The following is a 13401-nucleotide window of genomic DNA, read 5'->3' as shown; positions in this document are numbered from 1 at the left end:
TTTTTGCTTTTCGAAAAGCCTTGGCTCAGCTCTTGCTAACAGCACTAAAGCTGACCGAATGGATGAATTTTGCTGCAACGAAAAAAGGCGCCACACCAGAGCGCCGACTCAAAAAAATAAACGTGGAACACCTACTTTGGGAGCAACCGAATGAAACGTATGTGCACCAGCCTGATGCTTGCGGGATCGCTGCTGGTAGGGGGTCAGGCCATGGCCGACGGCCTGCTGCAATGGCAGAACAACAGCCTGACCTACCTCTACGGCAAAGACTTCAAGGTCAACCCGGCCATCCAGCAGACCGTGACCTTCGAGCACGCCGATGCGTGGAAGTACGGGGACAACTTCTTCTTCCTCGACAAGATTTTCTACAACGGTGACAAGGACTTCAACAACGGTCCGAACACCTACTACGGCGAGTTCCAGCCACGCATCTCGCTGGGCAAGGTCCTCGACCAGAAGATCGAGTTCGGCCCGATCAAGGACGTCCTGCTGGCGATGACCTACGAGTTCGGCGAGGGTGACACCGAGTCCTACCTGATCGGCCCGGGCTTCGACCTGGCCATTCCGGGCTTCGACTACTTCCAGTTGAACTTCTACCAGCGTCACACCGAAGGCTCGCGTCCGGGTGACAACGTCTGGCAGATCACACCAGTGTGGTCCTACACCATTCCGGTGGGCGACTCGAACATCCTGATCGACGGCTACATGGACTGGGTGGTCGACAACGACGTCAACAGCAGAGGCGAATACCACGCCAACCTGCACTTCAACCCGCAGGTCAAATACGACCTGGGCAAGGCGCTGAATTTCGGCGAGAAGCAGTTGTACGTCGGTGTTGAATACGACTACTGGAAAGACAAGTACGGTATCGACGACACCAAGGCCTTCACCACCAATCAGAACGTGACCAGCTTCCTGGTGAAGTTCCACTTCTGATCCGGCGGCGTCCTTACGGACGCCTTCGCGAGCAAGCTCGCTCCCACATTCGGTTTGTGTCGTTCACAAAACCAATGTGGGAGCGGGCTTGCTCGCGAATGGCGGCACCCCAAATCTCAAGCGGGAGCCACCGCCTCGTTAATCCCCAAAAACCGGCACAGTTCATCGCGCTTGGCCAGGGCATCGCGCCGTCCAAGGTCGATCAATTCGCTGCAATACCCCGCCTCGAACAGCAAGTAACTCAACACCCCTGCCCCGCTCGTCTTGGTCGCTCCCGGCCCACGCAGAAACAATCGCAAAGCCGCCGGCAGTTCCTGACGATGCCGCGCCGCGATTTCATCGATCGGCTGACTCGGCGAGATCACCAGCACTTCCACCGGCGCCACCCCCAGCGCACGGGTCGGCGTGCCTTCGGGCATCAGATGACTGAACTGGTTGAGACGTTGAAGCAACTCGATATCACTTTCCAGGCTATCAATGAACGTACTGTTGAGCATGTGCCCGCCGATCTGCGCCAGCGTCGGCTGTTGCCCGGTGTAGGTGCGCTCCAGCGGTTGCGCCGGATCAAAACCGCGCGGGTTGCCGCTGACGCCCACCACCAGCACCCGGCTCGCGCCCAGGTGCAGCGCCGGGCTGATCGGCGCCGACTGTCGCACCGCGCCATCGCCGAAATATTCATCGCCGATCTTCACGGGCGCGAACAACAGCGGGATCGCCGAACTGGCCAGCAAGTGCTCCACCGATAACTGCGTCGGCACACCGATACGCCGGTGACGCAGCCAGGAATCGATGGTCCCGCCGCCCTGATAGAAGGTCACGGCTTGCCCGGACTCGTAGCCGAACGCCGTCACCGCCACCGCGTGCAGTTGCTTGCGTGCGATGGACTCGGCGATGCCGGGCATGTGCAGTTTTTCGTTGAGGAGATGACGCAGCGGCGAACTGTTGAGCAGCGCCACCGGCATTTGCCGGCCCATGCCCAACAGGCTGTGACTGACGAAACGGCTGGCCTGGCGGATCACCCCCGGCCAGTCGCTGCGCAACACGCGATGGCTGCGAAAGCCTTGCCAGAACAGCGTAAGGCGTTCGATGGCCGCGCGAAAATCAGTCGCACCGCTGGCCAGGCTGACCGCGTTGATCGCCCCGGCCGACGTGCCGACGATCACCGGAAACGGATTGTCCGCCCCCAATGGCAGCAATTCGGCAATCGCCGCCAGCACCCCCACCTGATACGCCGCCCGAGCCCCGCCGCCGGAAAGAATCAAACCTGTGACCGGTTCAGCTGGGCTCATCGCAACGCTCCGTGGTGCTTATGGGGATGGGTCAAATCAACCGCGTTTGGCGTACAGCTTCGGCTCGCCCGGTGGCCGGCTCTTGAAGCGCCGGTGTGCCCACAGGTATTGCTCGGGGCACTCACGCAACACGCCTTCGACCCACTGATTGATGCGGATGCAATCTTCTTCTTCGGTCTCACCCGGGAAACCTTCCAGCGGCGGATGAATCACCAGACGATAACCGCTGCCGTCGGCCAGACGCTCCTGGGTGAACGGCACCACCAGTGCCTTGCCCAGACGGGCGAACTTGCTGGTGGCGGTGACGGTCGCGGCCTGAATGCCGAACAGCGGCACGAAGATGCTTTGCTTGGCGCCGTAGTCCTGATCCGGCGCGTACCAGATCGCCCGGCCTGCGCGCAGCAATTTGAGCATGCCGCGCACGTCGTCACGTTCCACCGCCAGCGAATCGAGGTTGTGCCGCTCGCGGCCCTGACGCTGGACGAAGTCGAACAGCGGGTTCTTGTGTTCGCGGTACATGCCGTCGATGGTGTGCTGCTGGCCGAGCAGCGCCGCGCCGATTTCCAGGGTGGTGAAATGCACCGCCATCAGAATCACGCCCTTGCCTTCACGCTGGGCCTTTTGCAGGTGCTCCAGGCCTTCGACGTGGGCCAGTTTCGCCAGGCGCTGACGCGACCACCACCAGCTCATCGCCATTTCAAAGAAGGCAATGCCGGTGGAGGCGAAGTTTTCCTTGAGCAGGCGCTTGCGTTCGGCGGCGGATTTTTCCGGGAAACACAGTTCCAGATTGCGCTTGGCGATGCGCCGCCGGTCGCCGGCGAAGCGATACATCAAGGCACCAAGAAAACGACCGATGGCCAGCAAGGCCGGATAGGGCAGCTGCACGATCAGCCACAACAGCCCGAGGCCGCACCAGAGCGGCCAGAAGCGTGGGGCAAGAAATGCTTTTCGAAAACGCGGGCGATCCATTAAAGCTTCCGTAAATACAGTGGCCGCGCATTCTACATCGTTCGACCCGGCTTGCGGCCTGCGGGCGTTCTCGTTATAAGTCTCGGCACTTTTAGTGACAAGCCGTTGTATGCCGACATGAGCCAAACCGAACCGAAAGACCAAGATCCTGTGTTCCAGCTGAAGGGCAGCATGCTCGCCATTACAGTGCTGGAGCTGTCCCGCAACGACCTGGACAGCCTCGATCGGCAATTGGCCGCCAAAGTCGCCCAGGCACCGAATTTCTTCAGCAACGCGCCGCTGGTTCTGGCGCTGGACAAACTGCCGCCGAGCGAAGGCGCCGTCGACCTGCCGGGCCTGATGCGCGTGTGCCGCCAGCACGGCCTGCGCACCCTGGCGATCCGTGCCAGCCGCATCGAAGACATCGCCGCCGCCATCGCCATCGATATCCCGGTGCTGCCGCCGTCCGGCGCCCGCGAGCGACCGCTGGAAAGCGCCGAACCCGTCGCCCCGAAGAAACCGGAAAAACCGCCGGAGCCGGCCGTAAAACCGACCCGCGTCATCACAACGCCAGTACGTGGTGGCCAACAGATATATGCGCAAGGTGGCGATCTGGTGGTGGTTTCCTCGGTCAGCCCGGGGGCGGAACTTCTCGCCGATGGCAACATCCATGTATACGGCCCGATGCGCGGTCGTGCGCTGGCCGGGGTCAAGGGCGACACCAAGGCGCGGATTTTCTGTCAGCAATTGAGCGCTGAACTGATCTCCATCGCAGGCCATTACAAGGTTTCCGAAGACCTGCGTCGCGATCCGATGTGGGGTTCGGGCGTACAGGTCAGCCTGTCGGGCGACGTGTTGAACATCATTCGGCTTTAACGGATACTGCCGCATTTTCCAAGCATCTCTAAAACGTAGCGAAAACGGCTCAAACGAAGTAGGAAAAAGGCCAAAAGCCGAATTCCAGCCAAGGCTGTCCGACTGCAGTAGTTTTCTAGAGATGTTTTTCAGGGGCTGAACAGTCCTTCTTCCTTAGGGGTGAAACACCTTGGCCAAGATTCTCGTGGTTACATCCGGCAAGGGTGGTGTGGGTAAGACCACCACCAGCGCCGCTATCGGTACCGGCCTCGCTCTGCGCGGCCACAAAACAGTGATCGTCGACTTCGACGTGGGCTTGCGTAACCTTGACCTGATCATGGGTTGCGAGCGCCGCGTGGTGTATGACTTCGTCAACGTCGTGAACGGCGAAGCCAACCTGCAACAGGCCCTGATCAAAGACAAGCGCCTGGAAAACCTCTATGTACTGGCCGCCAGCCAGACCCGCGACAAAGACGCACTGACCGTCGAAGGCGTGGAAAAAGTCCTGATGGAGCTCAAGGAACAATTCGAGTTCGTGGTCTGCGACTCCCCGGCGGGTATCGAAAAAGGCGCCCACCTGGCCATGTACTTCGCTGACGAAGCGATCGTCGTGACCAACCCGGAAGTGTCCTCGGTACGTGACTCGGACCGCATGCTCGGCCTGCTGGCCAGCAAATCCCGTCGCGCCGAACGTGGCGAAGAGCCGATCCAGGAACACCTGCTGATCACCCGCTACCACCCGGAGCGCGTAGAGAAAGGCGAAATGCTCGGCGTCGAAGACGTCAAGGAAATCCTCGCCGTACGCCTGCTGGGCGTCATCCCGGAATCCCAGGCCGTACTCAAGGCCTCCAACCAGGGCGTACCTGTGATCCTCGATGATCAGAGCGACGCCGGCCAGGCCTACAGCGATACCGTTGATCGCCTGCTGGGCAAGGAAAAAGAACACCGGTTCCTGAATGTCGAGAAGAAGGGATTCTTCGAGCGTCTGTTTGGAGGTAGGTAATGAACCTTTTTGACTTCTTTCGTGCCAACAAAAAGCCAAGTACCGCCTCGGTCGCGAAAGAGCGTCTACAGATCATCGTGGCGCATGAACGCGGCCAGCGCAGCACCCCTGACTACCTGCCATCCTTGCAGAAGGAACTGGTGGAAGTGATCCGCAAATACGTCAACATCGGCAACGACGACGTACACGTGGCACTGGAGAGCCAGGGCAGCTGCTCGATTCTGGAACTCAACATCACCCTGCCAGACCGCTGAGTCGATCCGGCAGGAACGACGGCGGCTCAGGGCCCTTCCGACACCGGAGGGGCCCTGAGCCGCCGTTGGCATTTGTTACGAGGCTGTTTTAATGCCGTTGTCCAACGTCCAAATCATTCATCAGGACGCCGCCGTTCTGGTGGTGAACAAACCCACCCTGTTGCTCTCCGTGCCCGGCCGGGCCGACGACAACAAGGACTGCCTGATCACCCGCCTGCAGGAAAACGGCTACCCGGAAGCGCGTATCGTCCATCGCCTGGACTGGGAAACGTCGGGGATCATTCTGCTCGCCCGTGACGCCGACACCCACCGCGAACTGTCGCGGCAGTTTCACGATCGTGAAACAGAGAAAGCCTACACTGCGCTCTGCTGGGGTCAGCCGGAACTGGACAGCGGCAGCATCGACCTGCCCTTGCGCTACGACCCGCCGACCAAACCGCGTCACGTGGTCGATCACGAACTCGGCAAACACGCCCTGACCTTCTGGCGCGTGCTGGAGCGTTGTGGCGACTGGTGCCGCGTCGAGCTCACGCCGATCACCGGCCGGTCGCACCAGTTGCGCGTGCACATGCTGTCGATCGGTCATCCGTTGCTCGGTGACGGCCTCTACGCTCATGAACAAGCCCTCGCCGCCTGGCCTCGTTTGTGCCTGCACGCGAGCATGCTCAGCTTCACGCACCCTCAATCCGGTGAGCGTTTGCGCTTCGAATGTCCGGCGCCTTTCTGACGCGCCACAATGTCCCAAGCATCAGGCCGATGCGTTAAACTCCCGCCCATTGCTGTCTGGAGCTTCTTATGCGCGAAGAGTTGAACCAAGGCCTGATCGACTTCCTCAAGGCCTCCCCTACCCCGTTCCACGCCACCGCCAGCCTTGTTCAACGCCTGGAGGCCGCCGGTTATGTGCGACTCGACGAGCGCGAAACCTGGCACACCGAAGCCAACGGTCGTTACTACGTCACCCGTAACGATTCCTCGATCGTCGCGATCAAGATGGGCCGCAACTCGCCGCTGCACGACGGCATCCGTCTGGTCGGCGCCCACACCGACAGCCCGTGCCTGCGGGTCAAGCCACAACCTGAACTGCAACGCCAGGGTTTCTGGCAGCTCGGCGTCGAAGTCTACGGCGGCGCGCTGCTGGCGCCGTGGTTCGACCGCGACCTGTCGCTGGCCGGCCGCGTCACCTTCCGCCGCGACGGCAAGGTCGAAAGCCAACTGATCGACTTCAAGGCCCCGATCGCGATCATTCCCAACCTGGCCATTCACCTCAACCGTGAAGCCAACCAGGGCTGGCCGATCAATGCCCAGACCGAACTGCCGCCGATTCTCGCGCAGTTCGCCGGTGACGAGCGCGTGGACTTCCGCGCGGTGCTCACCGATCAACTAGCCCGCGAGCACGGCCTCAATGCCGACGTGGTGCTCGATTACGAGCTGAGTTTCTACGACACCCAGAGCGCTGCGGTCATCGGCCTGCATGGCGACTTCATCGCCGGCGCGCGCCTCGACAACCTGCTGTCGTGCTATGCCGGCCTGCAAGCCCTGCTGACCGCCGACACCGAAGAAACCTGCGTGCTGGTGTGCAACGACCACGAAGAAGTCGGCTCCTGCTCGGCCTGCGGCGCCGACGGCCCGATGCTGGAACAGACCCTGCGCCGCCTGCTGCCGGAAGGTGACGAATTCGTACGCACCATCCAGAAATCCCTGCTGGTCTCGGCCGACAACGCCCACGGCGTGCACCCGAACTATGCCGAGAAGCACGACGCCAACCACGGCCCGAAACTCAACGCCGGCCCGGTGATCAAGGTCAACAGCAACCAGCGCTACGCCACCAACAGCGAAACCGCCGGCTTCTTCCGCCATCTGTGCATGGCCGAAGAAGTGCCGGTGCAAAGCTTCGTGGTACGCAGCGACATGGGCTGCGGCTCGACCATCGGCCCGATCACCGCCAGCCACCTGGGCGTGCGCACAGTCGACATCGGCCTGCCGACCTTCGCCATGCACTCGATCCGCGAACTGTGCGGCAGCCACGACCTCGCGCACCTGGTCAAAGTGCTGAGCGCGTTCTACGCCAGCCGCGAATTGCCATAGGAAACAGCCGGGATCGCAGCGTCGCGCTGCGATCCCGGCCTTTAGAACCGGCTCATTTCTGATACACATCAGCACCGTCCATCGAAAACCCACCTAGACTTGAATAATCCCCTTCGACAAGGCTGTCGCCATGATCTCGATGTCTGCGTTTCACTCCATGCTCATTCCCATCCTCGGCGGAATGATTCTGCTGGCCATCGGTTTCAACTTCCGTGACAAGAACGCCGGTGTGTTCGCCATGTGGATCGGCATGCTGATGATCCTGGCCACCGTGGTCTACAAGATCCTTGCCAAACTCAACGAATAAATCCGCGCCCGGCTCGCATTGAATCTGGCGGGCTCGTACACTCGCCCGATCCGCCCCTTGCGAGGTTGACCGCCTAGTGTTCGCTCGTCTTTTTGCCCTGCCCTGCCTGCTCCTCATCTGCCTGATGACCCTGATGTCGCCGGCACCTACCGACGCCGCCGGTCTGCCGGGACTGCTCACGGGCTCCGGCAAGGCTCAGCCCGAAGCTCAGGAACCGCTTGGCCAGTCGCTGGACGAAGTCATCAAGTCGCTGGAAAACGACAAGCAACGCGCCCAGTTGCTGAGCGACCTGAAAAAACTCCGCGACGCCACGAAAAAAGCCCAGGCCAGCCCGGAAGAAGGTGTGCTGGGACTGATCGGCGGCACCCTCGCCACTTTCGAAAAACAGTTCACCGGCGCCGACAGCCCGCTCAATCGCTGGTCCGCCGAATTCGACATGGCCCAGGATGAATTGAAAGGCCTGATGCTGCCGGCCAGCGAATGGCTGCCGATCATCTTTGCCTTCGCCGTGATCCTCGCGGTCTGGAGCCTGCTCGCCGCCGCGCTGATCTGGCTCGGCCACCGGGTACGCATGCGCTTCGGCCTGACCGAAGAACTGCCGCAAAATCCCCGGGCCCTCGACATGCTGCGCTTCGCCCTGCGCAAGCTCGGCCCCTGGCTGATCGCGTTGGTGATCACGGTCTACATGAGCTACGCACTACCCTCGTCACTGGGCAAAAGCCTGGCGATGGTGCTGGCTTACGCGCTGGTGGTCGGCACCTGTTTCTCGGCGATCTGCGTGATCGCCTTCTCCGTACTCGACGGCCCGCACCGCCACCGCGCGCTGTACATCCTGCGTCACCAGGCCTTCCGCCCGTTGTGGCTGATCGGCAGCTTCGCCGCCTTCGGTGAAGCTCTGAGCGATCCAAAACTGGTGGCCGCCCTCGGCGTACACCTGGCCCACACCGCCGCCACGGTTGCCAATGTCCTCGCGGCGCTGTCGACCGGCCTGTTCATCCTGCGCTTCCGCCGGCCGATCGCCCACCTGATCCGCAACCAGCCACTGTCCCGCCGCCTGACACGCCGCGCCCTCAGCGACACCATCGAAATCCTCGGCACCTTCTGGTACATCCCGGCGCTGGTGCTGGTGGGCATCTCCCTGTTCGCCACCTTCGTCTCCGCCGGCGACACCAGCACCGCCCTGCGCCAGTCGCTGATCTGCACCGTGCTGCTGGTGTTGTGCATGGTCATCAACGGCCTCGTCCGCCGCCACGCCCTCAAACCGCAACGCGGGCCGAAACGTCATGCGCTGTATTCCGAACGCCTGAAAAGCTTCTTCTACACCCTCGCCCATTTGCTGGTGTGGCTGGCCTTCATCGAACTCGGCCTGCGGGTCTGGGGCATGTCACTGATCGGCTTCACCGAAGGCGAAGGCCACGACGTCAGCGTCAAACTGTTCAGCCTGATCGGCACGCTGATCTTCGCCTGGCTGATCTGGATCCTCAGCGACACCGCCGTCCACCACGCCCTCACCCGCTCCCGCAAAGGCCTGGCCAACGCGCGCGCGCAAACCATGATGCCGCTGATCCGCAACGTACTGTTCGTGGCGATCTTCATCATCGCCCTGATCGTCGCCCTGGCGAACATGGGCATGAACGTCACGCCCCTGCTGGCCGGTGCCGGCGTGATCGGCCTGGCCATCGGCTTCGGCGCCCAGTCGCTCGTAGCGGATCTGATCACCGGCCTGTTCATCATCATCGAAGACTCTTTGGCCATCGACGACTACGTCGACGTCGGCGGCCACCTGGGCACCGTCGAAGGCCTGACCATCCGCACCGTACGCCTGCGGGACATCGACGGCATCGTCCACACCATCCCGTTCAGCGAAATCAAAAGCATCAAAAACTACTCCCGCGAATTCGGCTACGCCATCTTCCGCGTGGCCGTGCCGTTCAACATGAGCATCGACGAAGCCATCAAACTGATGCGCGACGTCGGCCAGAAAATGCGCACCGACCCTCTGCAACGACGCAACATCTGGTCACCACTGGAATTTCAAGGCGTGGAAAGCTTCGAATCCGGCAACGCGATATTGCGTGCAAGATTCAAAACCGCGCCGATCAAACAATGGGAAGTTTCACGAGCGTTCAATTTGTCGCTCAAACGGCATCTGGATGAAGCCGGCCTGGACTTGGCGACGCCAAGGATGAATGTGCAAGTGATCACAGCAGGCGGTGGTGGCCAAACTCAAGAATAGGGCCACCGTCAAAGTCCTCTTCGCTGGCAAGCCAACTCCCACCACTCAACACAATTAGCGTTAGCTCGAGTACCGCTTTTGACGTGCCGGCCCCATCGGAAGGCTGAGTGGAGGGATTTATCCGGGGGTGGGAGCGCAGCGACCGTGCGGCGCAGCCGCATGCATCGAGAGGAGGTGCAGCGAAGCAAACCGTAGGCGATGCCCCCCGGATGAATCCCGTAACGAAGGAACACCGAGCCCAGGCGAGGTGCCGAACGCCGGGGCCCAGACCTTTTGGTTACTTTTGGGGCGTTTGCCAAAAGTGACCCGCCGTAAGGGCGGAACCATAAGCCGCAACACCCGAAGAAACGGATATTCACACAAAACGATCAAACCACATCAACACCTACGTGAATCGCATCATGCCGCCAAAACTCCAGATCACAATCAATCAACCGCCCAAACTGATCATAATTAACCCGAGCAATCCTCAACCCCGGACTCCCCACCGAAACCCGTAACCCCGCCGCCGCCTCCACCGACAACGACGTCGGAACAATCTCGAACCGCACCCGCCCATAGTGCAAATCGTAATGCCGCGCATACAGCTCGGTAATCGACTGATTCAAATCAAACTCCAGAATCCCCGGAAAAAACTGCGGATTCAGATAATGCTCCACATACAACACCAGCCGCCCATCGATCCGCCGCGACCGGCAAATCTGAATCACGCTCGACAACGCCGGCAACTGCAACCACGCACACACCGCCGCTGACGCCGGCTGCAAGCGCGCCGAAATCACCTCGGTCGACGGCACCCGCCCCTGCGCACTGACCATCGCGTGAAAGTGACTACGCTGCATCAGGTTGTAAGCCAGACGCGGCGGCGACACGAACCAGCCCCGCCGCTCCTCGCGATAAATCTGCCCTTGCGCCTCCAGCTGCAACAAGGCTTCCCGTACCGTAATCCGCGTCGTACCGAACAGCTCACTGAGCTTGCGCTCGGCCGGCAACTTGCTCCCCGCCGCCAGCAACCCATGGTCGAGCTGCTCCTGAAGGATCTGGCCAATCGCTGTCACCGCTTTTGTTGCCTCATCGCGCATCAACGTTACCTATCTGGACTAGACCAGCACTGTTTCGGGGCAAAACCGCACAGCTATTGCGCCGTTTGGTCGTGTTGCAAGCCTAGGCAGTGCAGATGACCGAGAGATGACAAAACTACCGAACGGTCGCCCTGACAACTTGCAATACATCGGCCAAGTCCCTTGCCCACCGGGACTTTGCGGGTGGTCTACGCTTAGCGGGCAGCCGTCGATACCGGGGAAATAAAACGCGGCCCTGGTATCCGCCGACATCAAAGTGTCATCCAGCCCCCCTACATTGGCTCAGGTATTGCTGACCTAGACCAACACAAACCGCAATCGCAGCGTTGAACACGACCAAGGAGCTTCGGAATGAAACAGCTTTTCCTGGCAACACTGTTAGGCTCGACCATTGCCATGTGCACCGCCGCCATGGCGGCTGATGATCTGAAAACCCTCGAAGCCGCTGCGAAAGCGGAAGGCGCCGTCAACAGCGTCGGCATGCCCGATGACTGGGCCAACTGGAAAGGCACCTGGGAAGACCTGGCCAAGAACTACGGCCTGAAACACATCGATACCGACATGAGCTCGGCCCAGGAAATCGCCAAGTTCGCCGCTGAAAAAGACAACGCCACCGCCGACATCGGCGACGTCGGCGCGGCCTTCGGCCCGATCGCGGTCAAGCAAGGCGTGGTGCAACCGTACAAGCCGACCACCTGGGATCAAGTGCCAGACTGGGCCAAGGACAAGGATGGCAACTGGGCACTGGCCTACACCGGCACCATCGCCTTCATCGTCAACAAGAAGCTGCTGCACGGCTCCGAAGTACCGACCAAATGGGCTGACCTCAAAGGCGGCAAATACAAGGTTTCCATCGGTGACGTGAGCACCGCTGCACAGGCTGCCAACGGCGTACTCGCTGCTGCGCTGGCCAACGGCGGAGACGAGAAAAATATCCAGCCTGCCCTGCTGCTGTTCGCAGACATCGCCAAGCAGGGTCGCCTGTCGATGGCCAACCCGACCATCGCCACCATGGAAAAAGGCGAGATCGAAGTCGGCGTGGTATGGGACTTCAACGGCCTGAGCTACAAAGCCAAGATGGCCAACCCGGATGACTACGTGGTGCTGATCCCGTCCGACGGCTCGGTGATTTCCGGCTACACCACCATCATCAACAAATACGCGAAGAACCCGAACGCCGCCAAGCTGACCCGCGAATACATCTTCAGCGACGCCGGCCAGACCAACCTCGCCCGCGGCAACGCCCGCCCGATCCGCGCCGAGCATCTGCAACTGCCGGAAGACGTGAAAGCCAAGCTGCTGCCAAACGAACAGTACAAGAAGGTCACGCCGATCAAGGACGCCGATGCGTGGGAAAAAACCTCCAAGGCCCTGCCGCAGAAGTGGAACGAAGAAGTCATCGTCGAGATGAAGTAAGCCCGTAAGTCCCGCTTCCGGGATTGCTGGAGATCCCTGTGGGAGCGAGCTTGCTCGCGAATGCGGTCTTTCATTCAACATTGATGTTGGCTGACACGACGCCTTCGCGAGCAAGCTCGCTCCCACCAGGGCTCCCGACTGAATCTGAAATTTTCTGTTTCGCGGAGTTTTTGCCCCTATGAAGCACACCGTCATCCTTGTCGTGCTCGACGGCCTCAACTACGAGGTTGCGCGTCACGCCATGGGGCATCTGCAGGCTTACGTTGGCGCAGGACGCGCCGCGCTCTATCAGTTGGAGTGCGAGCTGCCGGCCCTGTCCCGACCGCTTTACGAATGCATCCTCACGGGCGTGCCGCCGATCGACAGCGGCATCGTCCACAACAACGTCTCGCGCCTGTCCAGCCAGCGCAGCATCTATCACTACGCCCGCGATGCCGGTCTGAAAACCGCCGCTGCGGCGTACCACTGGGTCAGCGAGCTCTACAACCGCTCGCCGTTCATGGCAGCACGGGATCGGCATACCGATGACCCGACGCTACCGATCCAGCACGGCCACTTCTACTGGAACGATCACTACCCGGACTCGCACCTGTTCGCCGACGCCGAAAACCTGCGCCTGCGTCATGCCCCGGATTTTCTGCTGATCCACCCGATGAACATCGACGACGCCGGGCACAAGCACGGCCTCGACACCCCGCAATACCGCAACAGTGCGCGCAGCGCCGACATCATCCTCGCCGACTACCTGCAAGGCTGGCTCGACGCCGGCTGCCAGGTGCTGGTGACCGCCGACCACGGCATGAACAACGACCGCTCGCACAATGGCCTGCTACCGGAAGAACGTCAGGTGCCGTTGTTCGTACTCGGTGATGCCTTCAGCCTGAACAGCGAAGCTGCACCGAAGCAGACCGACATCTGCGGCACCGTTTGCGAACTGCTCGGCGTGCCCCACGACAAACCTGTGTGCCGGGAGTTGCTCAAGTGAACTCA

13 protein-coding genes and 1 pseudogene are annotated in these 13401 nt (G+C 61.0%); 10 read left to right on the top strand and 4 right to left on the bottom strand.

From position 1 onward, the window contains the following. The first annotated feature begins 150 nt into the window (after positions 1-150). Complete coding sequence (locus ABTV87_RS08675; protein ID WP_433899254.1) at positions 151-936, top strand: outer membrane protein OmpK; 786 nt, start codon at positions 151-153, stop codon at positions 934-936. Positions 937-1052: 116 nt separating this feature from the next. Here the strand turns inward: ABTV87_RS08675 and ABTV87_RS08670 are convergent, their stop codons facing one another. Both ABTV87_RS08670 and ABTV87_RS08665 read right to left on the bottom strand, forming a co-directional pair. Next, positions 1053-2225, bottom strand: a complete 1173-nt coding sequence (locus ABTV87_RS08670) for a patatin-like phospholipase family protein (protein WP_085608812.1) — start codon at positions 2223-2225, stop codon at positions 1053-1055. Positions 2226-2261: 36 nt separating this feature from the next. Further along, positions 2262-3194: a lipid A biosynthesis lauroyl acyltransferase gene (locus tag ABTV87_RS08665; RefSeq protein ID WP_007960061.1), complete on the bottom strand. Its 933-nt coding sequence runs from the start codon at positions 3192-3194 to the stop codon at positions 2262-2264. Between the two features lie 117 nt (positions 3195-3311). Between ABTV87_RS08665 and minC the strand changes: the two genes are divergently transcribed. From minC to ABTV87_RS08630, 7 genes are all read left to right on the top strand, one after another. Continuing rightward, positions 3312-4049: a septum site-determining protein MinC gene (minC, locus tag ABTV87_RS08660; RefSeq protein ID WP_007960063.1), complete on the top strand. Its 738-nt coding sequence runs from the start codon at positions 3312-3314 to the stop codon at positions 4047-4049. A gap of 169 nt (positions 4050-4218) precedes the next feature. Further along, complete coding sequence (minD, locus tag ABTV87_RS08655; protein ID WP_007960065.1) at positions 4219-5031, top strand: septum site-determining protein MinD; 813 nt, start codon at positions 4219-4221, stop codon at positions 5029-5031. Further along, positions 5031-5285, top strand: coding sequence for a cell division topological specificity factor MinE (minE, locus tag ABTV87_RS08650; protein WP_007960071.1), 255 nt, complete (start codon positions 5031-5033; stop codon positions 5283-5285). Before minD ends, minE begins: the two co-directional genes overlap by 1 nt. 91 nt (positions 5286-5376) lie before the next feature. Beyond that, the gene (locus ABTV87_RS08645; protein ID WP_007960072.1) at positions 5377-6012 is read left to right on the top strand and encodes an RluA family pseudouridine synthase; all 636 of its coding nucleotides are present in this window, start codon (positions 5377-5379) and stop codon (positions 6010-6012) included. Positions 6013-6080: 68 nt separating this feature from the next. Continuing rightward, positions 6081-7370 carry a M18 family aminopeptidase gene (locus ABTV87_RS08640; RefSeq protein ID WP_085608813.1) on the top strand — a complete coding sequence of 430 codons (1290 nt, stop codon included), beginning with the start codon at positions 6081-6083 and terminating at the stop codon, positions 7368-7370. Positions 7371-7500: 130 nt separating this feature from the next. Next, positions 7501-7677, top strand: a complete 177-nt coding sequence (locus ABTV87_RS08635) for a hypothetical protein (RefSeq protein WP_165369545.1) — start codon at positions 7501-7503, stop codon at positions 7675-7677. Positions 7678-7753: 76 nt separating this feature from the next. Beyond that, on the top strand, positions 7754-9913 hold the full coding sequence (locus tag ABTV87_RS08630; protein WP_433899253.1) for a mechanosensitive ion channel family protein: 2160 nt from the start codon (positions 7754-7756) through the stop codon (positions 9911-9913). A gap of 368 nt (positions 9914-10281) precedes the next feature. Here the strand turns inward: ABTV87_RS08630 and ABTV87_RS08625 are convergent, their stop codons facing one another. Then, complete coding sequence (locus tag ABTV87_RS08625) at positions 10282-10995, bottom strand: UTRA domain-containing protein (RefSeq protein WP_007960207.1); 714 nt, start codon at positions 10993-10995, stop codon at positions 10282-10284. A 351-nt stretch (positions 10996-11346) separates the two neighbouring features. Here ABTV87_RS08625 and ABTV87_RS08620 point away from each other — a divergent pair, with 351 nt between their 5' ends. Continuing rightward, positions 11347-12411, top strand: a complete 1065-nt coding sequence (locus ABTV87_RS08620; protein ID WP_433899252.1) for an ABC transporter substrate-binding protein — start codon at positions 11347-11349, stop codon at positions 12409-12411. Between the two features lie 33 nt (positions 12412-12444). Here ABTV87_RS08620 and ABTV87_RS08615 read toward each other — a convergent pair. After that, positions 12445-12562: pseudogene (locus tag ABTV87_RS08615) on the bottom strand (metal ABC transporter ATP-binding protein); the annotation flags it as partial. A 27-nt stretch (positions 12563-12589) separates the two neighbouring features. On the opposite strand from ABTV87_RS08615, the gene ABTV87_RS08610 reads away from it, so the two are divergent. Continuing rightward, complete coding sequence (locus ABTV87_RS08610; RefSeq protein ID WP_433899251.1) at positions 12590-13396, top strand: alkaline phosphatase family protein; 807 nt, start codon at positions 12590-12592, stop codon at positions 13394-13396. Positions 13397-13401 lie beyond the last annotated feature (5 nt).

The organism is Pseudomonas sp. PSE1(2024) (assembly GCF_050990555.1).
In the GTDB taxonomy this organism is placed as follows: domain Bacteria; phylum Pseudomonadota; class Gammaproteobacteria; order Pseudomonadales; family Pseudomonadaceae; genus Aquipseudomonas; species Aquipseudomonas aphyarum.
Note: the sequence above shows the minus strand (reverse complement) of the source record. Positions and strands in the feature narration are given on the sequence as shown.